General features: G+C 73.9%; 22 protein-coding genes. 1 reads left to right on the top strand and 21 read right to left on the bottom strand.

The genetic code is table 11. From position 1 onward, the window contains the following. Positions 1-113 precede the first annotated feature (113 nt). The 21 genes from argC to rpe form a co-directional block, all read right to left on the bottom strand. Complete coding sequence (gene argC, locus ACGF7U_RS23475; protein ID WP_393109930.1) at positions 114-1,115, bottom strand: N-acetyl-gamma-glutamyl-phosphate reductase; 1,002 nt, start codon at positions 1,113-1,115, stop codon at positions 114-116. 158 nt (positions 1,116-1,273) lie between these two features. Beyond that, positions 1,274-2,299, bottom strand: a complete 1,026-nt coding sequence (locus ACGF7U_RS23470; protein WP_393109928.1) for an NAD-dependent epimerase/dehydratase family protein — start codon at positions 2,297-2,299, stop codon at positions 1,274-1,276. Positions 2,300-2,307: 8 nt separating this feature from the next. Continuing rightward, positions 2,308-3,102, bottom strand: coding sequence for a glycosyltransferase family 2 protein (locus ACGF7U_RS23465; RefSeq protein ID WP_393109926.1), 795 nt, complete (start codon positions 3,100-3,102; stop codon positions 2,308-2,310). After that, positions 3,099-4,304, bottom strand: coding sequence for a nucleotide sugar dehydrogenase (locus ACGF7U_RS23460; protein WP_393109924.1), 1,206 nt, complete (start codon positions 4,302-4,304; stop codon positions 3,099-3,101). Before ACGF7U_RS23460 ends, ACGF7U_RS23465 begins: the two co-directional genes overlap by 4 nt. 324 nt (positions 4,305-4,628) lie before the next feature. Next, a complete protein-coding gene (gene pheT, locus ACGF7U_RS23455) occupies positions 4,629-7,175 on the bottom strand; it encodes a phenylalanine--tRNA ligase subunit beta (RefSeq protein WP_393109922.1) in 2,547 nt (848 codons plus the stop codon). 39 nt (positions 7,176-7,214) lie between these two features. After that, positions 7,215-8,312 (bottom strand): phenylalanine--tRNA ligase subunit alpha, encoded by a 1,098-nt coding sequence (pheS, locus tag ACGF7U_RS23450; RefSeq protein WP_393109920.1) that lies wholly within the window; start codon positions 8,310-8,312, stop codon positions 7,215-7,217. Between the two features lie 217 nt (positions 8,313-8,529). Continuing rightward, the gene (locus tag ACGF7U_RS23445; RefSeq protein ID WP_393109918.1) at positions 8,530-9,369 is read right to left on the bottom strand and encodes a TrmH family RNA methyltransferase; all 840 of its coding nucleotides are present in this window, start codon (positions 9,367-9,369) and stop codon (positions 8,530-8,532) included. 32 nt (positions 9,370-9,401) lie between these two features. Continuing rightward, positions 9,402-9,794 (bottom strand): 50S ribosomal protein L20, encoded by a 393-nt coding sequence (rplT, locus tag ACGF7U_RS23440; RefSeq protein WP_030335718.1) that lies wholly within the window; start codon positions 9,792-9,794, stop codon positions 9,402-9,404. Positions 9,795-9,825: 31 nt separating this feature from the next. After that, complete coding sequence (rpmI, locus tag ACGF7U_RS23435; RefSeq protein ID WP_007458415.1) at positions 9,826-10,020, bottom strand: 50S ribosomal protein L35; 195 nt, start codon at positions 10,018-10,020, stop codon at positions 9,826-9,828. A gap of 19 nt (positions 10,021-10,039) precedes the next feature. Further along, a complete protein-coding gene (gene infC, locus ACGF7U_RS23430; RefSeq protein WP_393109916.1) occupies positions 10,040-10,690 on the bottom strand; it encodes a translation initiation factor IF-3 in 651 nt (216 codons plus the stop codon). 375 nt (positions 10,691-11,065) lie between these two features. Next, positions 11,066-11,539: a PH domain-containing protein gene (locus ACGF7U_RS23425; protein ID WP_393109914.1), complete on the bottom strand. Its 474-nt coding sequence runs from the start codon at positions 11,537-11,539 to the stop codon at positions 11,066-11,068. Then, a complete protein-coding gene (locus ACGF7U_RS23420; RefSeq protein WP_393109912.1) occupies positions 11,536-12,528 on the bottom strand; it encodes a DMT family transporter in 993 nt (330 codons plus the stop codon). The genes ACGF7U_RS23425 and ACGF7U_RS23420 overlap by 4 nt, the downstream gene beginning before the upstream one ends. 38 nt (positions 12,529-12,566) lie before the next feature. Then, positions 12,567-13,412, bottom strand: coding sequence for an ATP phosphoribosyltransferase (gene hisG / locus ACGF7U_RS23415; protein WP_393109911.1), 846 nt, complete (start codon positions 13,410-13,412; stop codon positions 12,567-12,569). A gap of 45 nt (positions 13,413-13,457) precedes the next feature. Beyond that, positions 13,458-13,739: a phosphoribosyl-ATP diphosphatase gene (locus ACGF7U_RS23410; protein WP_350924782.1), complete on the bottom strand. Its 282-nt coding sequence runs from the start codon at positions 13,737-13,739 to the stop codon at positions 13,458-13,460. A 68-nt stretch (positions 13,740-13,807) separates the two neighbouring features. Further along, the gene (ribH, locus tag ACGF7U_RS23405; protein WP_393109909.1) at positions 13,808-14,305 is read right to left on the bottom strand and encodes a 6,7-dimethyl-8-ribityllumazine synthase; all 498 of its coding nucleotides are present in this window, start codon (positions 14,303-14,305) and stop codon (positions 13,808-13,810) included. Between the two features lie 2 nt (positions 14,306-14,307). After that, a complete protein-coding gene (locus ACGF7U_RS23400) occupies positions 14,308-15,573 on the bottom strand; it encodes a bifunctional 3,4-dihydroxy-2-butanone-4-phosphate synthase/GTP cyclohydrolase II (protein ID WP_393109907.1) in 1,266 nt (421 codons plus the stop codon). Between the two features lie 67 nt (positions 15,574-15,640). Then, on the bottom strand, positions 15,641-16,339 hold the full coding sequence (pnuC, locus tag ACGF7U_RS23395; RefSeq protein WP_393109905.1) for a nicotinamide riboside transporter PnuC: 699 nt from the start codon (positions 16,337-16,339) through the stop codon (positions 15,641-15,643). Beyond that, positions 16,339-17,046, bottom strand: a complete 708-nt coding sequence (locus ACGF7U_RS23390; RefSeq protein ID WP_393109903.1) for a riboflavin synthase — start codon at positions 17,044-17,046, stop codon at positions 16,339-16,341. Before ACGF7U_RS23390 ends, pnuC begins: the two co-directional genes overlap by 1 nt. Before the next feature lies 1 nt (position 17,047). Next, a complete protein-coding gene (gene ribD, locus ACGF7U_RS23385; protein WP_393109901.1) occupies positions 17,048-18,109 on the bottom strand; it encodes a bifunctional diaminohydroxyphosphoribosylaminopyrimidine deaminase/5-amino-6-(5-phosphoribosylamino)uracil reductase RibD in 1,062 nt (353 codons plus the stop codon). A 411-nt stretch (positions 18,110-18,520) separates the two neighbouring features. Beyond that, positions 18,521-19,477 (bottom strand): response regulator, encoded by a 957-nt coding sequence (locus ACGF7U_RS23380; RefSeq protein ID WP_393109899.1) that lies wholly within the window; start codon positions 19,475-19,477, stop codon positions 18,521-18,523. A gap of 1 nt (position 19,478) precedes the next feature. Beyond that, the gene (rpe, locus tag ACGF7U_RS23375; protein WP_350681787.1) at positions 19,479-20,159 is read right to left on the bottom strand and encodes a ribulose-phosphate 3-epimerase; all 681 of its coding nucleotides are present in this window, start codon (positions 20,157-20,159) and stop codon (positions 19,479-19,481) included. Positions 20,160-20,413: 254 nt separating this feature from the next. On the opposite strand from rpe, the gene ACGF7U_RS23370 reads away from it, so the two are divergent. Continuing rightward, positions 20,414-21,301 carry a septum formation family protein gene (locus tag ACGF7U_RS23370; RefSeq protein WP_393109897.1) on the top strand — a complete coding sequence of 296 codons (888 nt, stop codon included), beginning with the start codon at positions 20,414-20,416 and terminating at the stop codon, positions 21,299-21,301. Positions 21,302-21,353 lie beyond the last annotated feature (52 nt).

The following is a 21,353-nucleotide window of genomic DNA, read 5'->3' as shown; positions in this document are numbered from 1 at the left end:
GTCCGCTCCTTCGTTCGCGACTGCGGGGCTCCGCTGCGCTGCACTCCTCGCGCTCACCGATGCCACTCCTTCGTTCGCGACTGCGGGGCTCCGCTGCGCTGCACTCCTCGCGCTCACGGTGCGACCCCCCAGATGGACAGGCCCGTCGTCTCCGGCAAGCCGCACATGAGGTTGGCGTTCTGCACGGCCTGGCCGGCGGCGCCCTTGCCGAGGTTGTCCAGCGCGCTCAGCACGATCATCCGGCGGGAGTCGACGTCGACCGTGGCCTGCAGGTGGCAGGAGTTGGAGCCGAGGGTGGCGGCGGTGTGCGGCCAGGCCCCTTCCGGCAGGACGCGCACGAACGGCGTGTCCGCGTACGCCTCGGCGAGCACCGCCCGCGGGTCCACGCCCCGGGCCGGCACGGCGGTCACGGTGGCGAGGATGCCCCGGGGCATCGGCGCGAGCACCGGGGTGAGCGACAGGCCGGTCGCGCCGGTGGCCTGCTTGATCTCGGGGACGTGCTGGTGGGTGCCGACGCGGTAGGGCGACAGGTCCCCCATCACCTCGCTGCCGAGCAGGTGCGGCTTGGCCGCCTTGCCGGCGCCGGAGGTGCCGGAGGCCGCGACGACCACCACGTCGGCCGGGGAGGCGGCGCCGACGGCGATCAGCGGGGCCAGCGCGAGGGTGATCGCGGCGGCGTAGCAGCCCGTGTTGGCCACCCGGGTGGAGCCGGCGATCAGATCCCGCTGGCCGGGCAGTTCGGGCAGGCCGTAGGTCCACTGACCGGCGTGCGATCCGCCGTAGTAGTTGGCCCAGGCGTACGGGTCGGCGAGGCGGTGGTCGGCGCCCAGGTCGACGATCCGGACCTCGGGCGGAAGCTGGGCGGCCAGGGCCGCCGACTGGCCGTGCGGCAGGGCCAGGAAGACCAGGTCCGCGTCGGCCAGCGCTGCCGCGTCCGTCTCGCCGAGGACCAGGTCCAGCCCGGCGAGCTGCGGGTGTACGACGTCGAGCCGGTGCCCGGCCTGGCTGTGCGCGGTGGCGGCGACCAGGTCGAACTCCGGGTGCCCGGCGACCAGGCGGATCAGCTCGCCCCCGGCGTAGCCGCTCGCCCCGGCGACCGCGACTCGGATACCCATACTCACCTCCGCATGACTATGCAGCGAAGGCTAGCAGGCGATGATCCGTTCCTGCAAGTTCATGCAGTAGGCCGCATGAGAATGAAGTGGTGAGCCCGATCACCACGAGGGCCCGTGCCGCCGGATCGCGACACGGGCCCTCGGCCGGGACGAAGCGGTCAGAGACGGCCCTCCTCGACCGCCCGGGTCACCCACGGGATGACCTCGTCGAGCATCTCGTCCAGCGACGTGGCGGCCGTGAAGCCCAGCACCTCCCGCGACTTGGTCACGTCCGGCACCCGCCTCTGCACGTCGTACCGGAAGGGCTCGTCGGAGACGTACCGGAACGGCACGTCCGCGCCCTTGATCTTGCGCCAGATCAGCTCGGCCAGTTCGAGCACCGTGGTCGACTCGGCCGTGGAGAGGTTGAAGTCCTCGTTGCGCGCCGCCGGGTGCTCGATCGCCGTGGCGATGCCCCGAGCCAGGTCGCCGCCGTAGGTGTAGTGGCGGACCTGGTTGCCCTCACCGAGGATGTGCAGCGGGTCCTGTCCCTTGACGATCTTCTGCACCAGGTCGGGCACGACGTGCGACATGGCGAGCTTGACGTTGCCGGAGAGCACCTCGGCCTGCCCCAGCGCGCGCCCCTCGCCCACGCCGACGCAGTTGAACGGCCGCACGATCGTGTACGGCACCTGGTACTGCTCCCAGGCCGCCCGGGCGTAGTACTCCACGGCCAGCTTCTGGAACCCGTACGACGACAGCGGCGGTGGGATGCGGCGCTCGTCGCCCTCCCGGCTGGGCCAGTGCTCGGTGGACTCGAAGACCATCGAGGAGGAGAGGTAGGTGACCTTCGCCAGCCGGCCGTCCCGATGGGCGCGGATCGCCGCGTCGCAGGTGGCCGCCATGATCCGCTCGTTGGTGGCGAGCAGGTCGTAGGCGTACGCGTGGAAGTAGGAGATGCCGCCGATCATCGCCGCCCCCGCGACCAGGTGGTCGCAGCCGTCCAGCAGCTCGGTGAGCAGGTCCGCGTCCCGGGCGTCGCCCTCGACGAACCGGAACCGGGGGTGCTCGTCGTAGCTGTGGGTCACCGGGCCGTACTTGGAGAAGTTGTCGATGCCGACCACCTCGTGCCCCCGGTCCAGCAGCTCGGAGACGAGGTAGCCGCCGATGAAGCCGGCCGAACCAGTTACCAGGACCTTCGCCACGTGCGCTCCTATGCGGTCTTCTCGAATTCGGTGCTGTCCCGCGGGTCGCGCGGGGCCGGCACGACCCCGGTCCGGGCGACGCGCCCGGCCAGCTTCTCCCGGGTCAGCCGTCGACCGTAGGCGAAGAAGTACCAGCGCAGGTAGCCGGGCAGGAAGCGACCCAGGTCGAAGTGGGACTCCCCCAACGGCCGGTCCAGCCAGATGGTGGGGATCTCGGCCACCGGTAGCCGCAGCCGAGTGGCCTTGGCGGTCAGTTCCAGCCCGATCTCGAAGCCGGTCCGCGACTCGATCCCGACCTCGCGGACGAACGCGGTGTCGTACGCCTTGAAGCTGTTGGTGGCGTCGCGGGTGCCGACGCGGGCGAAGGTGTAGAGGCTCCGCCCCGCCCAGCGCGACATCATCCGCTTCAGCCGGGGCCCGCCGACCTGCTGGCCGCCGGGCATGTAACGGGACGCGGCGGCGACCACCACCCCCCGGTCGACCAAGCGGGCCAGCTCGTCGATCTGGCGGGGGTCGTCGCAGCCGTCGGCCATGGTGACCACCACGACGGGGGCACGCGCCGCGTCGATGCCGTACCGGATCGCGTTGGCGGGGCCCCGGCCGTAGGTGTTGAGCACCGCCCGCACCCGCGGATCGGTGCGGGCGACCTCCTCGACGTACGGGACGGTGCTGTCCTCGGGCATGTCGTGCACGACGAGCACCTCGGCGGGGAGCAGCATCTCCCGCAGCATCCGCTCGAGGCAGCGCAGGATCGCCTCGCCCTCGTTGTAGACCGGCACGATCACCGACACCCGGGGCTTCACACCCGCACTCCCTGCCCGGTCAGGCCCCACATGTCGATGACCGGCCGGTCGGTCTCCAGGCGGGCGTACTGCTCGTGCGGAGCGGCGATGACCAGCAGGTCGGCCCGCCGCAGCACCTCGTCCAGGTCGACGAAGCGCTCGTCGACCACGTAGGGATCCGTGCAGAGCGTCTCGCGGGTCTTCAGCGCCAGGATCTTGCGCAGCTTGTACGCCAGACTCTCCCGGGGGTCGTCGCTGCCGCCCTTGAAGGCCATGCCGAGGATGCCCACGGTCAGCTCGGACAGGTCGAACCGGTCCTCCAGGCGGGACACCAGGTAGAGCGGGAGCCCTTCGTTGATCAGCATCGCGGAATGGCCGAGCACGAAGTTGTTCCGGTTGAACGCGGCCAGCTGCATGGTGTCCTTGAACAGGCACGGTCCGGCCGCGAACCCGGGCATCGGCAGGTCGGCCGCGCGCGGGTAGTCGTACGCCACGGCGTGCCGGATCCGGGCGAAGTCGAGCCCGAAGTCGTTGGCCATCATCCAGAACTGGTTGGCGGTGGCGAACTTGATGTAGCGCCAGGTGTTGGTGAACAGCTTCGCCAGCTCGGCCTCCTCCGGCTCGAGCGGCACGATCTGCTCGGTGAGGTGCCGGAAGAGCTTCTCGGCGCGCGCCAGCGCCCCCGGCGTCCGGGCGGCGACGATCTGCGGCAGGGCGAACAGCTCCGTCATCGCCCGCCCCTCGGCGATCCGCTCCGGGCAGAACGCCACGTCGGCGCGGATGCCCTTGCCGGCGAGCAGCTTCTCGGTCAGCGCGGTGACGCCGGGGTAGACGGTGCTGCGCAGCACGACCAACTGCCCGTCGCGCAGGTGCTCGGCGCAGCGCTCCAGGGCCCGGGGCACCGCGCCCAGGTCCGGGTTGAGGTGCTCGTCGACCGGGGTGCCGACCACCACGACCAGGTGTTCGGAGGCGCCAACGCTGGCCGGGTCGGTGGTGGCACGCAGCCGGCCGGCGGCGACGGCCTCCGCGAGCGCCCCGGCCGCACCGGGCTCGGCGAAGGGCAGGGTGGCCGCGTTGACCGTGCCGACCGCGTCGGCGTTGATGTCGTACAGCACCACGGACAGGCCGCGCGAGGCGAAGGCGATGCCCAGCGGCAGCCCCACCCGGCCGCAGCCGCCCACGATGCAGACATCGACGGTGGTAACCGGCGGATCCTCGGACATGACTGGACTCCCGTGGGGGTGGCGGGGTGTGACTCCGGCAACACTCGGAATCCAAGCAGGTTAACCGCTCGGATGTGACTCGCGGGTAGCCAAAAATCCCGAGGCCGCTGACCTTTCAGCCGACCCGTCACTGATCGACGCCTGTCGGTCACACACCGCACTTGCCGCTTCCGCGCACACCCGGCCCGCTCGACACCGCAACGTCACACCAGGCGCTCCGACGACCCCGTGCCGTCGAGCGCCTGCGGATCGACGAGCGGCCCGGCTGTCCGCAGAGCAGCCGAGGGCCCCTCCCGCACCGGCGGGAGGGGCCCTCGTGGTCGCTCAGGCGCCGCGCAGGGTGGCGCCGAAGCGCTCCGCGGCCCGGGCGACCGCCGCGTCCCGCGCGGCCACCGCCTCCTCCACGGTCAGCGTCCGGTCCGGGGCCCGGAAGGTGAGCTTGTACGCCAGCGACTTGCGGCCCGCCCCGAGCTGCTCGGAGGCGTACACGTCGAACAGGCGCACCCCCTCCAGCAGCTCGCCGGCGCCCTCGACCAGGGCGCGCTGCACCTGCGCCGCGGGTACCGACTCGTCCACCACCAGCGCCACATCGATCAGCGCCGGCGGGAAGCCGGAGACGACCGGCGCGGGCGCCACCGGGGCCGCCGGCAGCGCGTCCAGGTCCAGCTCCATGGCGCTGGTGCGCCGGGGCAGTTCCAGCGCCGCCAGGACCGCCGGGTGCAGTTCGCCGGCGTGCCCGACCACCGTGCCGTCGACCAGCAGCTCCGCGCAGCGGCCGGGGTGCCACGGCGCGTACTCGGCGGCCCGGACCTCGACCCGGTCCCCCGGGATGTCGGCCGCGGCGAGCACCGCCCGGGCGGCCTCCACGGCGTCCGCCCAGGCAGCCGCCCGGCCCGCGCCCCACCAGCCGGCGGGCTCCATGTCGCCGGTCAGCACGACGGCGACGTGCCGGGGCTGGTCGGGCACCACCGCGTCGGCGGCGGCGAGCTCCTCGTCGCTGGGCCGCCGGTCCACGCCCATCGCCGGCGGGCGGCCGGCGCCGGGACGCGGGTGGAAGACCGCGCCGATCTCGTAGACGGCGAGGTCGCGCTGCCCCCGGCCGAGGTTGCGCTTCACGATGCCGAGCAGCGGGCCGAGCAGCGTGGTGCGCAGCAGCGGCTCCTCCTCGGACAGCGGGTTGGCCAGCCGCACCGCCCGCCGACGCGGGTCGCCCTCGGGCAGCCCGAGCTGGTCGGGCAGCTCCGAGGCGACGAACGGGTGCGCGAGCACCTCCACGTACCCCCGCTCGGCGAGCGACCGGGAGATCGCCCGCCGGCGGCGCTGCTGCCAGGTCAGGCCGCGGCCCGGCGGCGCGGTCGGCAGCACCGACGGCAGCCGGTCGTACCCGTCGAGGCGGACCACCTCCTCGACGAGGTCCGCCGGGTCGGTCAGGTCGGGCCGCCAGGTCGGCGGGGTGACGGTGAGCGCCGCGCCGTCGCCGGCGGCGACGCCGACCTCGCCCGGATCCTCGGCCAGCCGGTCGGTGCCCCGCGCGACCGTGCAGCCGACCTGCTCCAGCAGCGCGACCACCCGCGCCGGCGGGTAGGTCACCCCGATCCGCCGGGTCGGCAGGTCCGCCGGCAGGACGACCGGCGTACGCGGCCGGACGTGGTCGATGTCGACGATCTCGTCGGAGGCCGTGCCGCCGGCGTGCTCGGTGAGCAGCCGGACGGCCCGCTCGATGGCGACCAGCGGCAGCGCCGGGTCGACGCCCCGCTCCCACCGCTTCGCCGCCTCGCTGAACAGCTTGTGCCGCCGGGCGGTGCGCCCCACCATCGCCGGGTCCCAGTGGGCCGCCTCGAAGAGCACGTTCGTGGTCCCCGCGACGACCTCGCTGGTCTCCCCGCCCATCACGGCGGCGAGCGAGACCGGCCCGGTGTCGTCGCAGATGACCATGTCCTCCGCGGCGAGCACGCGGGTGACCCCGTCCAGGGTGGTGAGCTTCTCCCCCGCCTCGGCGCGGCGCACCACCAGGGGCCCGGTGATCCGGTCGGCGTCGAAGGCGTGCATCGGCTGGCCCAGTTCCAGCATGACGTAGTTGGTGATGTCGACCGGCAGCGAGATGCTGCGGATGCCGGCGACGGTGAGCCGCCGCCGCATCCAGTCGGGGGTCGCCGCCGTCGGGTCGACGCCGCGCACGAGCCGGGCGGCGAACCGGTCGCAGCCGACCGTGTCGCGCACCTCGACCGGGTACGCCGGGGTGTCGGTGCCGCCGGGCGCGGGCGCCAGGCCCGGGTCGCGGAACGGCACGCCGAGGGCGTGCGACAGCTCGCGGGCGAGGCCGCGCAGGCTCAGCGCGTACCCCCGGTCGGGGGTGATCTCCAGCTCGACCACGACGTCGTCGAGCCCGACGACGGGCCGTGCGTCGTCGCCCGGCTTGGCCGGGGTGTCCCCGGGCAGCACGATGATGCCCGAGTGGTCGTCGCCGAGACCCAACTCCTTGGCGGAGCAGATCATGCCGTTGGAGTTGCGCCCGTACGTCTTGCGCGCGCCGATGGCGAACCCGCCGGGCAGCACGCCGCCGGGCAGGATCACCACGACCCGGTCGCCGGGTGCGAAGTTGCGCGCCCCGCAGACGATCTCCTGCGGCTCGCCGGTGCCGTTGGCGTCGCCGACGTCGACGCGGCAGAACCGGATGGGCTTCTTGAAGCCGGTCAGCTCCTCGATCTGGAGGACCTCACCGACCACCAGCTGACCGGTGACGGTCTCCCGCAGGTCCACCACGGACTCGACCTCGATGCCGAGGTCGACCAGGGCCTGCTCCAGGTCGCCGGCGGGCAGGTCGGCGGGGAGGTCGACGTACTCCCGCAACCAACTGACAGAAACTCGCATGACTCAGACCACCGTCTCCGTAACTCGTACCCGCATCGCCTACGCCCCGGCCCCGAACGCGCGGGTGAACCGCACGTCGCCCTCGACCATGTCCCGCATGTCGCTGACCCCGTGCCGGAACATCACGGTCCGGTCGATGCCCATGCCGAACGCGAATCCCGAGTAGACCTCGGGGTCGATGCCGCAGGCGACCAGCACCCGCGGGTTGACCATGCCGCAGCCGCCCCACTCGACCCAGCGCGGGCCGTCGCGGTGCTCCGGGAACCACACGTCGAACTCGGCCGACGGCTCGGTGAACGGGAAGTAGTGCGGCCGGAAGCGGGTCTTCGCGCCCTCGCCGAACATCGCCCGGGCGAAGTGGTCCAGGGTGCCGCGCAGGTGCGCCATGGTGATGCCCCTGTCCACCACGAGGCCCTCCACCTGGTGGAAGACCGGCGCGTGGGTGGCGTCCAGCTCGTCGGTGCGGTAGACCCGGCCGGGCACGATCACGTGGATCGGCGGCTTGCGGGTCAGCATGGTGCGCGCCTGCACCGGCGAGGTGTGGGTACGCAGGACGAGGCCCGACCCCGCCGGCTCGTCGGCCGCGGCCGGACCGTCGGCGGGTGCGACGTGGAAGGTGTCCATCAGCCCGCGCGCGGGGTGGTCGGCGGGGATGTTGAGCGCGTCGAAGTTGGTCCACTCCAGCTCGACCTCGGGCCCCTCGGCCACCTCGTAGCCCATCCCGACGAACAGGTCGCTGATCTGCTCCATCAGGGTGCTGATCGGGTGCCGGGCGCCCCGGGGCCGCCGGTCGTAGGGCAGCGTCACGTCGACGCGCTCCTCCACCAGCACCCGTTCCGCCTGCTCCCGCTCCAGGACCTCCTGGCGGGCGGCGTACGCGGCCTCGACGGCGCGGCGGGCCTCGTTGACCCGCTTGCCGGCGTCGGCCTTCGCGGCCGGCGGCAGCGCGCCGATCTCCCGGCGGGCCAGCGAGACCGGGGACCGGTCGCCGAGGTGCGCCGGGCGCAGCGCGGTCAGCGCGTCCGGGTCACCGGCTTCGGCGAACGCCTTCTCGGCGGCGGCGACAGCCTCGGCCAGGGCGGCCGGGTCGAGCAGGGCGACCTGCTTCGGGTCGTACGGATCGTTGCGGTAGCTCATGGCGTACGGGCACTCCCTCACGGCGGCGCCAGCCCTCACGGGCGGCGAAGCGAGTCTACGGACGCGCGGCTGTGCCGCAGCCCGCCGGTGGGAGTTGCGCGGAAAGCAGGTCAGGCCCGCCGCCCGCCGACACCGGCGGGCTGGCTAAACGAACGCCGTGGCGCGTTCATGGGCGGACGCTCTCCTCTGTTGGCTGCCTCGCGGGACCGGTGTGTGGTCACCGCTGCGCTCTCGCTGAAGCGTACAGGCAGACGGCGGCGGCCGCAGCCAGGTTCAGGCTCTCGGCGCGGCCGTGCAGCGGCACCCGCACGCGCGCGTCGGCGGCGGCGGTGAGCTGCTCGGGCAGGCCGTGCGCCTCCGAGCCGAACAGCCAGGCGGTGGGGGCGGCGAGCCGGCCCGCGTCGGCGAGGTCGTCGAGGTCGTCCTCGCCGTAGCCGGTGGTGGCGAGCACGGCGAGCCCCGCGGCGCGCAGCGCGGCGACCACGTCCAGCGGGTCGGGCGCGCGGACCACGTCGACGTGGAAGAGGCTGCCGGCCGACGCCCGCACGCACTTGCCGTTGTACGGGTCGACGGCGTCGCCGGCGAAGACGACCACGCCGGCCCCGGCGGCGTCGGCGGTGCGCAGCACGGTGCCGGCGTTGCCCGGGTCGCGGATCTCGGCGAGCACCGCGACCAGGCGGGGTCCACCGGCCAGGGCCTGCTCCAGGGACACGTCGAGGTGCCGGCAGACGGCGACCAGGCCCTGCGGGGCGACGGTCTCGGCGAGGGCCGCGAGGGCCTCGTCGGTCACCTCGGAGACCGGCACGTCGGCGCGGGCGGCCTCGGCGGCCAGCCCGGCGTGCCGGTCCAGGGCGGCCGGCGTACCGAAGAGCTCCGTGACCACCCCCGGGCGGGCCAGGGCCTCGCGGACCGCCTGCGGGCCCTCGGCCAGGAACCGGCCGGCGGCCTCGCGGTCCCGTCGGCGCTGCAGCCGGCGGGCGGCGACCACCCTGGGGGTACGCGGGGTGAAGGGGCCGGAGACAGCGTCGAGGCGTCTCCCGCGCGACGGTGAGTGCATGGGAGACGCCTCGATCTGCTGGTGCGGGTGGATCAGGCGGCCTGGGCCGCCGCGCCGCCGGTGCCCTCGGCCGCGACCGCGGCCCGGGCCAGCTCGACGATCGCCGCGAAGGCGGCGGCGTCGTTGACGGCCAGGTCGGCCAGGATCTTCCGGTCGACCTCGATGCCGGCCAGGCGCAGGCCCTGGATCAGGCGGTTGTAGGTCATCCCGTTGGCGCGGGCGCCCGCGTTGATCCGCTGGATCCACAGCTGCCGGAAGTCGCCCTTGCGGTCGCGACGGTCCCGGTAGGCGTACTGCATCGAGTGCAGCACCTGCTCCTTGGCCTTGCGGTAGAGGCGGGAGCGCTGACCGCGGTAGCCGCTCGCGGTCTCCAGCAGGGTACGGCGCTTCTTCTGGGCGTTCACAGCCCGCTTGACGCGTGCCATCTCAACTCCTTCTTACGTCGGGTGGCGCGCGTCAGCGGCCGAGCAGCTTCTTGATGCGCTTGACATCGGCCTTGGCCAGCACGACGGTGCCGGTCAGCCGACGGGTCTGGGTGGAGGGCTTCTTCTCCAGGTTGTGCCGGAGGCCGGCCTGCTGGGCAACGATCTTGCCCTTGCCGGTCACCTTGACCCGCTTGCCCATCCCCGTGTGGCTCTTCATCTTCGGCATGTGGAACGTCTCTCCCCTGTTACTCGCCGCTGTTGTCGGCGACGGTGCCGGTCTCACCGGCTGGTGCGGTCTCGCCGGCCGCCGCGGTCTCGCCGGCTGCCGGAGCCGCGGACTCGTCCGCGTTCCGGTCCCGGGGTCCACCGCGGGACGCCGTCGCGGCGACCGCAGAGGCCTTGACGGCCCGGTGCGGGGCGAGAACCATGATCATGTTTCGACCGTCCTGCTTCGGAGCGGCCTCGACGTACCCCAGCTCCGTGATCTCCGACTCGAGCCGGCGCAGGAGCCGGTAACCCAGCTCCGGGCGGCTCTGCTCGCGACCGCGGAACATGATCGTCACCTTGACCTTGTCGCCGGCCTTGAGGAACCGCACCACGTGACCCTTCTTGGTCTCGTAGTCGTGCGGGTCGATCTTCGGCCGGAGCTTCATCTCCTTGATGACGGTCTGCTGCTGGTTACGCCGCGCTTCGCGCGCCTTCAGTGCGCTCTCGTACTTGAACTTGCCGAAGTCCATGAGCTTGCACACCGGCGGGCGCGCCATCGGCGCAACCTCGACCAGGTCCAGATCGACGTCCGCGGCCAGCTGAAGGGCGCGCTCCAGCGGGACGATGCCCACCTGCTCACCCTCGGGGCCGACCAGTCGGACCTCACGTGCCCGGATCTGCTCGTTCACGCGTGGTTCGACGCTGATGGGGCCTCCTCGAGTCAAAGTCTCCTGCGTGGCCGACCCTGCGGCTCCCGGGTGGGAGCCGACCCGGAAAGCAGAAGGCCCCGGCGCATGCCAGGGCCCGCTCGACCGGTCGGCACGATCACATGATCGCGCATCCGGCGCCGGGACGTGCCCGGAACCGGTGACCGGACCCGGCCACCATGGCGGCGACTCGGGTGGGAGCAGGCGCTCCTCTTTCATGGCTGTCCGGTCACGGGCGAACGTGTCCGCACGCGGAGACAGCCTGGTCGACTACACAACACTACACCCTCACCCGAGCGCCCCCAAACCCGGGCACCCCGGCCCGGGCCACGCGCGGCGGCCGACCGCCGGGTCGGCTCAGCGGCCGGCGGCGCCCTCGGCGAGGCGGGCCTGGTGGGCCTGGTGCAGCCGGCGCAGCGCGCGGACCCCCTCGACGGCCCGCTCCTTGTCGGCGGCCTGCAGGGCGACCATCGGCAGCAGGTCGTCGTCGTGCAACTCCAGGCTCGCCCACGGCGCGCCCCGGTCGAAGCGGACCCCGCGGACGACCTCCCACGGCAGCTCGTACGAGCCGAGGACGTTGCGCACGCGCACCCCGCGCGCGTCGGCCTCCACCCGGGGGCGGGTGAAGAGCAGGAAGCCGAGGGCACCGAAGACGCCGAGGCCGACCATCGCGATCTGGTCGCCCCGCTGGAAGCTGCCGTAGCCGTTGCCCGTCGCGCCGGTCAGCGAGGTGGCCACCAGGCTGAACACCACGACCAGCACGGCCGCCGAGGTCCAGCAGACCACCCGGATGCGGCGCGGGCGGAGGCGGATCGTCTCGGTTTCGCTCACCCCACCAGTCTGCCATCCGCTCCGGGCCGGTCCTCGGCCGCCACACGGGTGGTCGGGACGGCGGCGCGCGTGGCCGGGCCCGCGGCGCCCCGGCCGGCCACCAGCGCGGCCAGCAGGGTGAGCAGCGCGCCGGCGAGCACCGGCAGCCGGACGCCGGGGCCGCCCGGCAGCAGCGCGTCCAGCAGCAGGGCGCCGCCGAGCTGCCCGGCGACCAGGGCCAGGCCGGTGCGCAGCACCCCGATCGCGGCGACCCCGACCACCAGGCTGGCCACGATGCCGACGCCGAGCAGGCCGCCGGTGTAGAGGTACCAGGCGTCCGGCCAGGTCGGCGCCGGTCCGGTGAGGGCGCCGGCCAGCGCCGCGACGAGCAGCACGGCGGGCGTACTCGTGACGAAGTTGACGGCGACCCCGGCGGCGGGCGAGCCGGCGGCGGAGACCCGCGCGTTCAGCGCGGACTGGAGCGCCACGCCCAGCCCGCCGGCGACGGCGAGCAGGACCAGGCCGAGGGCGAGGTCGCCGACCGGCTGCCCGAGCTGGGCCAGCGCCACGGCGGCCACGCCCAACAACGCCCCGGCGACCCGGGGCCGGGTCAGCGCCAGCCGCCCGACCGGCGCCAGCCCCGCCCGGTCGACGGCCAGCCCGCCGAGGCTGCCGCCGGCGACCTGGGCGATGGTGAAGACCGCCACCCCGAGCACCGGGACGATGTACGCGCCGAGCAGCACGATGGCCGCCCCGCCCAGCCCGCCCAGGTACGCCCACCAGGGCAGCCGGGCCCGGCGCAGCGCGGCCAGCCCGGCGCGCTCCGAGGGCAGCGCCAGCACCCCGAGGCCGACCAGCAGCGTCCCGCCGAGGTTGTTGACCACCGCGCCCAGGGTCGGGTCGCCGGCCCGCTCGCCCAACTCGGCGTTGGCCGCGCCCTGGGCCGCCGAGGCCACCCCGCCGAGGGCGACCACGGCCAGCGCCGCCCACGGCGGCAGGCCACGCGGCACCGGGAGCGACGCCGGGCCGCCCGCCGCAGGCGGGCGCCTCACAGCCGGCAGGCGTGGATGTTGGTGACCAGGATCGCGCGGGCGCCGAGTTCGTACAGCTCGTCCATGATCCGGTGTACGTCGTCGCGGAGCACCATCGCCTGCACCGCCACCCAGCCCTCGCGGTGCAGCGGGGACACGGTCGGCGACTCGATGCCCGGAGTCAGCGAGCTGGCCCGGTCCAGCAGGCCGGCCGGCACGTCGTAGGCGAGCATCACGTAGCGGCGGGCGACCAGCACGCCGTGCAGCCGGCGCAGCAGCTGCGCGGCCTGCGGGTGGTCCGGGGCGTCCCCGCGGCGGACCAGCACCGCCGAGGAGCGCAGCAGCGGCTCGCCGAAGACCACCAGCCCGGCCTGGCGCAGCGTGGCGCCGGTCTCCACCACGTCGGCGACGACGTCGGCGACGCCGAGCCGGACGGCGTTCTCGACCGCGCCGTCGAGGCGGATCACCTCGGCCTTCACGCCCAGCTCGGCGAGGTGCCGCTCGACCAGCCCGGGGTACGCGGTGGCGATCCGGTGCCCGCCCAGCTCCTGGACGGAGGCGATGTCGTCGGGGCGGGCGGCGAAGCGGAAGGTCGCCCGGCCGAAGGCCAGGTCGACGACCTCCTCGGCGGGGGCCCCGGAGTCGATCAGCAGGTCCCGGCCGGTGATGCCGAGGTCCAGGTCGCCGGAGCCGACGTAGGTGGCGATGTCCTTGGGGCGCAGGTAGAAGAATTCGACGTCGTTGGGCTCGTCCCGGCAGACCAGGTCCTTCGGGTCGGTGCGCTGGCGGTAGCCCGCCTCGCGCAGCATCTGGGCGGCCGGCTCGGCCAGGGTGCCCTTGTTGGGGATGGCGACACGCAGCATGACGGAGTGCTCCTTCGATCGGTACTGATCAACGACGGGGCGCACTCACAGATGTCGGTAGACGTCCTTGAGGTCGAGACCGCTGGCGAGCATCAGCACCTGGACCTGGTAGAGCAGCTGGGAGATCTCCTCCGCGGTGCGCTCCGGCCCCTCGTGCTCGGCGGCCATCCACGACTCGGCCGCCTCCTCGACGACCTTCTTGCCGATGAAGTGCACGCCCTTCTCGAGCGCGGCGACCGTGCCCGAGCCAGGGGTGCCGGCGGCGGCCTTGGCCTGCAGCTCCGCGAACAACTCCTCGAACGTCTTCACGGAAGGCGATTCTTCCAGCCACCCGCCGACGTGGCGTCCTCCGGGTCCGGCCGCGTCATCTTTCCCACGGTGCGACCGCGGTACGGTCAGCCGCCGAAGCCGACCCGGTGGGCGCTGGTGGCGAGGCCCCGGATGGTGAGGGCGGCGTCGAGCGCGGCCACGGTGGCCGCCCAGCCCTTGTCCTCCGCCGAGCCGGGCAGCCCGGCCCGGTCCCGGGCCTGCTCGATGGTGTCCACGGTCAGGACGCCGTGCGCGACGGGCTTGCCCTCGTCCAGCGCGACCCGGGTCAGCCCGTCCGTCACCGAGCGGCAGACGTAGTCGAAGTGCGCGGTGGCGCCCCGGACCACCACGCCGAGCGCGACCACCACGTCGCAGCGCCGCGCGAGGGCCTGGGCCACCACGGGCAGCTCCACCGAGCCGGCCACCCGGGCGGTGACCGCGCGGGCCCCGCACGCCCGGGCGGCGGCGACCGCCCGGTCGAGCATGTGGTCGGTCAGGTCGCCGTGCCACCGCGCGGCGACCACGCCGACGGTCATCCCGGCGGCGTCCACGGTCGTCACGCCCGGTTCGCCGAAACCCGCCATGTCTACGCTCCGATCTCGTCGCCGAGGACCGGCCGGCCCATCGGGGCCTCGGTGACCTCGTCCAGCTCGTCCAACAGGTGCCCCATCCGGTCCCGCTTGGTGCGCAGGTAGCGCACGTTCTCGGGGTGCGGCCGCACCGGCAGTCCCTCGCGGCCGGTGACGGTCAGCCCGTAGCCCTCCAGGCCGGCCCGCTTGGCGGGGTTGTTCGTCAGCAACCGCATCGAGCGCACCCCGATGTCGTAGAGGATCTGCGCGCCGGTGCCGTAGTCCCGGGCGTCGGCCGGCAGACCCAGGTCGAGGTTGGCGTCCACGGTGTCCCGCCCCTCGTCCTGGAGCTGGTACGCCTGGAGCTTGTGCAGCAGCCCGATGCCCCGCCCCTCGTGGCCGCGCACGTAGAGCACCACGCCCCGCCCCTCGTGGGCGACCCGTTCGAGGGCGGCGTTGAGCTGGGGGCCGCAGTCGCAGCGCACCGAGCCGAAGACGTCCCCGGTGAGGCACTCGGAGTGCACCCGGACCAGCACGTCCCGCCCGTCGCCGATCTCGCCCATGACGAGGGCGACGTGCTCGGCCGAGTCGTGCTCGCTGCGGTAGCCGAGCGCCCGGAACACCCCGTGCCGCGTGGGCATCCGGGTGTCGGCGACCAACTCGACCTGCTTCTCGGTCCGCCGCCGGTACGCCACCAGGTCGGCGATCGTGACCAGGGTCAGGGAGTGCTCGGCGCAGAACTTCTCCAGGTCCGGCAGCCGCATCATGGTGCCGTCGTCGTTGACCAGCTCGCAGAGCACGCCGGCGGGGCGCAGCCCGGCCAGCCGGGTCAGGTCGACCGCCGCCTCGGTGTGCCCCGGCCGGCGCAGCACGCCGCCCTCCCGGGCGCGCAGCGGCACCACGTGCCCCGGGCGGGCCAGGTCGGCCGGGCCGGTGCCCGGGTCGGCGAGCAGCCGGATGGTGTGTGACCGGTCGGCGGCGGAGATGCCGGTGCTGACCCCCTCCCGGGCGTCCACGGTCACCGTGTAGGCGGTGCCGCGCCGGTCCTGGTTGGTGTGGTACATCGGCGGCAGGTCCAGCCGGTCGCACTCGGTCTCGGTCAGCGGCACGCAGATGTAGCCGGACGTCCACCGCACCATGAACGCGACCAGCTCCGGCGTCGCCAGTTCGGCGGCGAAGATCAGGTCACCCTCGTTCTCCCGGTCGGCGTCGTCGACCACGACGACGGGCCGGCCGGCGGCGATGTCCGCCACCGCCTGCTCGATGCTGGCAAAGGTGGTCATGCCGGCACTCCGCTTCGCTCCGTGCCGCCATGCGGCACCACCGCACCGGACCTTCTGCTTCGCTCGCTCATGCGACGGCCTCCGAGTAGGTCGACGGGATCGGGGCGGGCGCCGGGCGGGCGACCCGCGAGGTGCGCCACCAGCTGACCAGGCCCCAGGCGCAGAAGGCGCCGTAGACGAGGTACATGGCCGCCGAGGGATAGAACCCGCCGCGCAGCAGCAGCGGCACACCGACCGCGTCGACGGCGATCCAGATCAGCCAGAAGTCCACCCAGCCGCGGGCCATGCCGTAGGTGGCGAGCAGGCTGCCGGTGAGGATCCAGGCGTCCGGCAGCGGCCCCCAGGAGCCCAGCGCGGCGAGCACCGGGTACGCGGCGGCCGTGCCGAGGACGGCGGCGGCCAGCAGGCCGAGCCGCTCGCGGCCGGTGGCCCAGCGGGGCGCCACGGCGGCGTGGTCGCCGTCGTCGCCCTGGCGGCGGTTGCGCGACCAGCGCCACCAGCCGTAGAGGCTGACGGCGAAGAAGAACACCTGCCGGCCGGCCTGCCCGTACAGGTCGTGTGCCTGCGGGGTGGCGAAGACCCCGCCCAGGAAGACGGTGAACAGCAGCGCGTTGCCGATCATGCCGACGGGCCAGGCCCAGACCAGCCGGCGCAGGCCGAGCAGGGCCGAGGCCAGGCCGAAGCCGTTGCCGACGATCTCCCGGACCAGCACCGGCGAGCCGGCGACGCTCACCTGCGCGTCGAGCAGCCACCCGAGCGGGCCCATCAGGCCACCCCGCCCGTCGTGGCGGCGCCCGGCAGGCCGGGGACCGCAAGCCCGCCGGCCGCCGCGCCCGGCGCGTCCGTGGCCGGGTGTCCGCCGGGCGGGCCGGGGTCGGCCGGTCGGGCGCCCAGCAGCCGCTCGACGTACTTGGCGAGGACGTCCACCTCGAGGTTGACCGCGTCGCCGACGCGCCGGGCGCCGAGGGTGGTCAGCTTCAGCGTGGTCGGGATCAGCCCGACGGCGAACCAGTCGGGGCCGACGTCGGCCACGGTCAGCGAGACGCCGTCGACGGTGATCGAGCCCTTCTCCACCACGTACCGGGCCAGGGCGGCCGGCAGCCGGAACCGGACCGTCTCCCACTGCGCGGCCGGCTCCCGGGCGAGCACCTCGCCGACGCCGTCGACGTGCCCCTGCACCAGGTGCCCGCCGAGGCGGCTGCCGAGCGCGGCGGCCCGCTCCAGGTTGACCGGGTCGCCGACCCGTAGCGCGCCCAGCGCGGAGCGGCGCAGCGTCTCCCCCATCACGTCCGCGGTGAAGGTCCCGTCGCAGACGTCGACCACGGTCAGGCAGACGCCGTTGACCGCGATCGAGTCGCCGTGCCGGGCGTCGGAGGTGACCAGCGGCCCGCGGACCGCGACCAGCGCCGAGTCACCCGCCGTTTCGGTGATCCGGACGACCTCACCCAACTCCTCGACGATGCCGGTGAACATGTCAGCCCTCCCTCTTCCGGGGCAGCGCGGTGATCCGCAGGTCGGGTCCGACCTGCGTAACGTCGACGTACTCCAGGTCGATGGCCTCGGCGATGGTGGTCACACCGGCGTCGACCAGGGCGGTCGGGCCGGCGCCGAGCAGCCGGGGCGCGACGTAGCCGACGATCTTGTCGACCAGGCCGGCGGCGAGGAAGGCGCCGGCCAGCGTGGGGCCGCCCTCCAGCAGCGCCGCGCGGACCCCGCGTTCGTGCAGGGTGGCGAGCAGCGCCGGCAGGTCGACCCGCCCGTCGGGCCCGACGCCGACCTCCGCGGCGGTGGCGATCCACGTCCGGGCGGCGCCGTCGCGCACCCGGGCGTCGGCCGGCGTACGCGCCGACGAGTCCACCACCACCCGCAGCGGTTGGCGGATGTTGAGCGTGCCGTCGCGCAGGTTGCGGGCGGTGAGCCGGGGGTCGTCGGTGAGCACCGTGCCCACCCCGGCGATCACCGCGTCGACGGTGCCGCGCAGCGCGTGCACGTCCATCCGGGCCGCCTCGGAGGTGATCCACATGCTCGTGCCGTCGGCGGCCGCCGACCGGCCGTCCAGCGTGGCGGCGAACTTCCAGATCACGTACGGCCGGCCGCGGCGCATCGAGGTGAGCCAGGCGATGTTGCCGGCCTCGGCCTCGGCCTCGCGTACCCCCACATCCACCTGGATCCCGGCGGCGCGCAGCGTGGCGGCGCCGCCGGAGGCGACCGGGTTGGGATCGGGGACGGCGATGACGACCCGGGCGACGCCGGCCTGGACCAGCGCGGTGCTGCAGGGGCCGGTGCGGCCGGTGTGGTCGCAGGGTTCCAGGGTCACCACGGCGGTGCCGCCGCGGGCCCGCTTCCCCGCCTGGGCGAGCGCGACGATCTCGGCGTGCGGCCCGCCGGCGTAGGCGTGGAACCCCTCGCCGACGACGTCGCCGGCGGCGTCGAGCAGCACGCAGCCGACCACCGGGTTGGGGCTGGTCGTGCCGAGACCGCGCGCGGCGAGTTCCACCGCGCGACGCATCGCCTCGTCGATGGAGACGCCGGCCATGCCCTGCCCTCTCACTCGCCGGTCGGCGCGCGGGCGGTCACGGGAGGCGACGGCATCGGGCCGCGGGCGTGCGGCGGCGGAGGTCCGGGTACGGCGGAGCCGACCCGGGGGCGCGCACGGCACGCTGAGGTCAGCGGCCGGGCAGGGCCCGTCCGTCCCGCGCGCTGTCTCCCATCCGGACTGTCTGGGTGCGGTTTCCCGCGCCCAACCGTCGGCCCCGGATTCTCACCAGGTCCACCGGGCGGCACGAGGCCGACCGGGTCGCGGGCTTACCACGGTCACGCCGTGGATCACCGCCGGTTCGGAATTACACCGAGTCCCGCCAGCGCGTGGTGGGTACACCGGCAGTCTTACACGCCGGGCGGGGGATGGTGCCACACAGGCGAGCTACTTCACAGCGGGAATAGGCGGTCAGGTCACCCCGCGTCGCCGGTCCACCGCCACGTACGAGCCGGGCTGGCTCTTGGCCACCGTCTTCATCTCGGAGGCGACCGCGATCGCCTCCAGGGGGTCGGTGAACCGCTTGTTGGTGTCGGAGATGGAGACACCGATGGAGAGCGTGACCAGGGCGGCGCGCCGGATGTTGCCCCGGCGGTCCTTCAGCTCCACGTAGCCGCGGGCGGCGTCGACGGGGTCGTAGAGCGAGTCGGCGGCCTTCTCGAAGTCGGCGGACACCCGGGAGGTGAGCGGCCGGACCTGTTCCGGAGTGCAGACGATGACGAAGTCGTCGCCGCCGACGTGGCCGAGGAAGGCCGGCGGCAGCCCCACCGAGACCACCGCCCGGTGCAGGCTGCGGGCCAGGGCGGAGATGAAGTCGTCGCCGCGCACGAAGCCGTAGCGGTCGTTGACGCTCTTGAACCGGTCGATGTCGATGTAGCCGACGGCGTAGTCGACGCCGCTGCGGACCCGGTCGGAGATCTCCCGGCGGATCCGGCTGTTGCCGGGCAGCCCCGTGAGCGGGGAGACCTCGCGGAACTCCTTGTTGCGCCGCAGGGTCGAGCTGACCCGGGCCACCAGCTCCGCGGTGTCGAAGGGCTTGACCAGGTAGTCGTCGGCGCCGGCGCTGAGCCCGTGCACCTTGTCCACCGTCATGCCCTTGGCCGTCAGCATGATCACCGGCAGGGCCGAGGTCATCGGGTCGGCCCGCAGCCGCCGGGTCAGCTCCAGCCCGTCGACGCGCGGCATCATCAGGTCGACCACCGCCAGGTCGGGGCGTTGGCGCTCGATCACCTCGAGCGCCTCCTGCCCGTCGCTCGCGTGGATCACCTCGAAGCCGTGCAGCCGCAGGTTGAACTCGACGAAGCGCGCGATGTCCTCGTCGTCGTCGACGACGAGGATGATGTCCTTGCGGTCGCCGGCGGGCTCCACGTCAGGCCCCGGCGGCGGCGCGTTCCGCGAGTGCCCGCAGCTTCCGGACGGCCTCGGCGGGGTCGTCGGCGCCGTAGACGGCGGTGCCGGCGACGAAGGCGTCCGCCCCGGCCTCGGCCGCCTGCGCGATGGTGTCGGCGGCGATCCCGCCGTCGACCTCGATGCGCAGTTCCAGGTGGCCGCTGTCGACGTGCCGGCGGGCGGCGCGCACCTTGTCCAGCAGTTGCGGGATGAAGCGCTGCCCGCCGAAGCCGGCCTTGATCGTCATGATCAGCAGCGTGTCGAAGCTCGGCAGCAGCTCCAGGTACGGCTCGATCGGGGTGTCCCGGTCGATCGCCAGCCCGGCCTTGGCGCCGGCCGAGCGGAGGTCCTTGGCCAGCGCCACCGGGTCGTCGCACGCCTCGGCGTGGAACGTGACGTTGTACGCCCCGGCGTCGGCGTAGCCCGGGGCCCAGCGGCGCGGGTCCTCGATCATCAGGTGCACGTCGAAGGGCAGCTCGGTGGCGGCCCGCAGGCTCTGCACCACGGGCAGCCCGATGGTCAGGTTGGGCACGAAGTGGTTGTCCATGACGTCCACGTGCAACCAGTCCGCGGCGTTCTCGACGGCACGGACCTCTTCGGCGAGGCGGGCGAAATCGGCGGCGAGGATGCTGGGCGCGACGATCGGCGGCGGTACGGTCACCGGGCCAGTGTACGAACGCGGCCATCAGCCGCCCGCAGCGCGCCACCAACCGGGACACCCGGTGACCCGACGGTGACCGCTGGTGCAGAATTGGCCGTCCCGGCCAGAACAAACCGGACGAAGGGCCAGTCGAGACTGGCCGAACGACGGCACGGCGGCGAGACTCCCTCGGGGACGGTGACGCGTGCCGTCGCCACCCGCCCGCGTGGCGGGACGGTGACGGCCGAGGCGTCGGGTCCCGGAAAGGGCGGATGATGCGACGGTGGCTCGCGGCGCTGGCGCTGGCCGGCACGGTGACGGTCCTGCTGGCCGGCTGCGTACGACCGGGCGGCTCCGACGGCGACCTCACCGACGACTGGCCGGCGCTGGCCGCGCCGCGGCTGTTCGTGCCGGCCACGGACACCTGCCTGCCCCGGGTCACCGCGATCGTGCAGGCCGGCACCTACGAGGTGGTGGACTGCTCCCGCAACCACCTGGCCGAGGCCATCCACGTCGGCACGTTCACCGGCGCCGCCGCGACCGGCGACCGGCCCGAGCCGGGGTCCCCCGGGCTGCGCCCGGCCCGCGCCGAGTGCGACCAGCGCGCCCGCGAGGTGCTCGGCGGCGACTGGCACTCGGCCCGGATCACCCTGAACATCGCCCTGCCGTCCGCGCCCGCGTGGCGCGGCGGCGCCCGCTGGTTCCGCTGCGACCTGAGCGAGACCGGCAGCATCGACAACACCCGGCCGGTGAACCGCACGGGCAGTCTGCGGGGCGCGATGATCGGCGACTCGCCGCTGATCCACCGCTGCTTCGACCCGAAGCTCATCGGCGAGAACCTGAACTACATGGCCCCGGTGCTCTGCACCGAGCCGCACCGCGCCGAGTTCGTCGGCGTCTACGTGGAGCGGGACATGACCTGGACGCAGTTCCGCCGGGCCCACCGGCAGGCACACACGCGCTGCATGACGCTCATCGCCGCCTTCGCCGACGTGCCCAACAACAGCGACCTGCCGTACCGCGCGGGCTCCATCTTCTATCCCCCGTCCCAGCGGGAGTGGGAGGAGGGCGACCGCGGGGTGCGCTGTTTCCTGTGGAGCGACGACCGGAAGCTGACCCGCTCCATGCGGGGCGCCGGCCCGAAGGGACTCCCCGCGATCTGAGCGCGGTGCCGTATGCTGCCGCACCGTGGCGTGTCCGCCGACCGTGCGCCGG

This window comes from Micromonospora sp. NPDC047670 (assembly GCF_043204915.1).
GTDB lineage: Bacteria > Actinomycetota > Actinomycetes > Mycobacteriales > Micromonosporaceae > Micromonospora.
This window is presented reverse-complemented; position numbering and strand designations above follow the sequence as displayed.

Bases quoted from the DNA above. Each gene is read 5' to 3' on its own strand.
- argC (WP_393109930.1), bottom strand. From the start codon at position 1,115: ATGGGTATCCGAGTCGCGGTCGCCGGGGCGAGCGGCTACGCCGGGGGC.
- ACGF7U_RS23460 (WP_393109924.1), bottom strand. From the start codon at position 4,304: ATGTCCGAGGATCCGCCGGTTACCACCGTCGATGTCTGCATCGTGGGC.
- pheT (WP_393109922.1), bottom strand. From the start codon at position 7,175: ATGCGAGTTTCTGTCAGTTGGTTGCGGGAGTACGTCGACCTCCCCGCC.
- pheS (WP_393109920.1), bottom strand. From the start codon at position 8,312: ATGAGCTACCGCAACGATCCGTACGACCCGAAGCAGGTCGCCCTGCTC.
- ACGF7U_RS23445 (WP_393109918.1), bottom strand. From the start codon at position 9,369: ATGCACTCACCGTCGCGCGGGAGACGCCTCGACGCTGTCTCCGGCCCC.
- rplT (WP_030335718.1), bottom strand. From the start codon at position 9,794: ATGGCACGCGTCAAGCGGGCTGTGAACGCCCAGAAGAAGCGCCGTACC.
- rpmI (WP_007458415.1), bottom strand. From the start codon at position 10,020: ATGCCGAAGATGAAGAGCCACACGGGGATGGGCAAGCGGGTCAAGGTG.
- hisG (WP_393109911.1), bottom strand. From the start codon at position 13,412: ATGCTGCGTGTCGCCATCCCCAACAAGGGCACCCTGGCCGAGCCGGCC.
- ribH (WP_393109909.1), bottom strand. From the start codon at position 14,305: ATGGCGGGTTTCGGCGAACCGGGCGTGACGACCGTGGACGCCGCCGGG.
- ACGF7U_RS23400 (WP_393109907.1), bottom strand. From the start codon at position 15,573: ATGACCACCTTTGCCAGCATCGAGCAGGCGGTGGCGGACATCGCCGCC.
- pnuC (WP_393109905.1), bottom strand. From the start codon at position 16,339: ATGGGCCCGCTCGGGTGGCTGCTCGACGCGCAGGTGAGCGTCGCCGGC.
- ACGF7U_RS23390 (WP_393109903.1), bottom strand. From the start codon at position 17,046: ATGTTCACCGGCATCGTCGAGGAGTTGGGTGAGGTCGTCCGGATCACC.
- ribD (WP_393109901.1), bottom strand. From the start codon at position 18,109: ATGGCCGGCGTCTCCATCGACGAGGCGATGCGTCGCGCGGTGGAACTC.
- ACGF7U_RS23370 (WP_393109897.1), top strand. From the start codon at position 20,414: ATGCGACGGTGGCTCGCGGCGCTGGCGCTGGCCGGCACGGTGACGGTC.